The organism is Nocardia araoensis NBRC 100135, assembly GCF_000308435.1.
Lineage (GTDB): Bacteria > Actinomycetota > Actinomycetes > Mycobacteriales > Mycobacteriaceae > Nocardia > Nocardia araoensis.
Genome location: NZ_BAFR01000024.1, coordinates 1 through 1,885, shown reverse-complemented (window position 1 = coordinate 1,885; position 1,885 = coordinate 1). Strand labels below are relative to the sequence as shown.

Genomic DNA, 1,885 nt, shown 5'->3' with positions numbered 1-1,885 from the left:
TTTCCCGTTCGGTGGGGTCGAGGATGTCGATGTCGCCGATGGGGGTGTGGGGGTTGGTGGCGATGGTGGTGAGGATGCGTTCGAGGCGGTGGCCGAGGGTGTGGATGGTGGTTTCGTCGAACAGGTCGGTGGCGTAGGTGAAGATGGTGTCGAGGGTGGCGGGGGTGCCGTCGTCGTGGTGGTGGGGGTTGATGTTGACTTGCAGGTCGAATTTGGCGGCGACGGTGTCGGTGTCCAGGGCGGTGACGGTGAGGCCGGGCAACTGGAGGGTGGGTTGTTCGTTGTTCTGGAACGACAGGACGACCCCGAACAGGGGGTTGTGGGTGGTGGCGCGGCCGGGGGCGACGACTTCGACGACGCGTTCGAAGGGGATGTCGGCGTTGGCGAAGGCGGCGAGGTCGGTTTCGCGGGCTTGGTCGATGAGTTCGGTGAAGCTCATGGTGTTTTCCACGCGGGTGCGCAGGGTGAGGGTGTTGACGAACATGCCGACCAGCTCGTCGAGGGCGCGTTGCCCGCGTCCGGCGATGGGGGTGCCGATCGCGACGTCCGGGTCGCCCGACAGCCGGGCCAGCAGGACCGCGACCGCGGCGTGCACGACCATGAACAGGGTGCAGTTGTGGGCGCGGGCCAGCTCGGTGAGGGCTTGGTGGATGTGTGGGGGGACCGCGAAGCCGGTGTTGGCGCCGCGCATGCTGGGTGTGGCGGGGCGGGGGCGGTCGGTGGGGAGTTCGGTGGGCCCGCTCAGGCCGGCCAGCTGGTGGCGCCAGTAGGTGAGTTGGCGTGCGGCGACGGAGGTTTCGTCGTCGTCGGTGCCGATGACCTGGCGTTGCCAGATGGCGTAGTCGGCGTATTGCACTTCCAGCGGCGCCCAGCGGGGGGAGTTGCCGCCGATGCGGGCGAGGTAGGCGGTCATCAGGTCGCGGGCCAGTGGGGCCATGGAGGCGCCGTCGGCGGCGATGTGGTGGGCCACGAACGCCAGCAGGTGTTCATCGGGGCTGGTTTCCAGCAGCAGGGCGCGGACGGGGACTTCGGTGGTGACGTCGAACCCGGTCGTCACCAGGTCGGTGATGTGGGTGAGGGGGTCGTCGGTGACGACGACGTCCAGGCCGGTGGGCAGGGCTTGGTCGACGGTGAGGATCTGCTGGAACGGTAGCCCGCCGGGGCCGCCGGCGGGGTAGCGGGTGCGCAGGGATTCGTGGCGTTCGAGGACGTCGGCCAGTGCGTAGCGCAGGGCGGAGACATCCAGCGCGCCGTGCAGCCGGATCGCCAGGGGGATGTTGTAGGCCGCGGAGGCGGGGTCGAACTGGTTGAGCACCCACATGCGTTGCTGGGCCAGCGACAGCGGGATCGGTTCGCCGCGTTCGACGCGTGCGAGTACGGTGCGGGTGCCCGCGGCGGCGCCGGGGACCACGCGGGCGGCCAGCGCGGCGACGGTGGGGGCTTCGAACAACTCCCGCACCGCGACATCGGCGTCGAGGGCTTCGTTGATCCGGGCGATGACGCGGGTGGCCAGCAGCGAGTTACCGCCCAACGCGAAGAAGTCGTCGTCCAACCCGACCTCCGCGGCGCCCAGCAACCCGGCGAACACCTCGGCCACCGCCTGCTCCACCGGCGAACCCGGCGCGCGGAACACCGCCGCCGACACCACCTGCGGCGCGGGCAACGCCTTACGGTCCAGTTTCCCGTTCGCCGTCAACGGCAACGCGTCCAACACCATCACCGCATCCGGCACCATGTACCCGGTCAGGAACTCCGAGACCTGCGTGCGCAGCACCGACGCGTCCAGGTTCGCCCCGGTGTCGGAGACCACGTACCCGATCAAACGGTCACCGGCATGCTCGTCGGCACGAACCAGTACCACCGCCTGACTCACCCCCGGGCACCG

At 69.7% G+C, this 1,885-nt stretch carries 1 protein-coding gene; it reads right to left on the bottom strand.

Translation table 11 applies throughout. From position 1 onward, the window contains the following. The coding region (locus ON21_RS03700; protein WP_039795304.1) for a condensation domain-containing protein at positions 1 to 1,885 on the bottom strand (1,885 nt) is incomplete at both ends.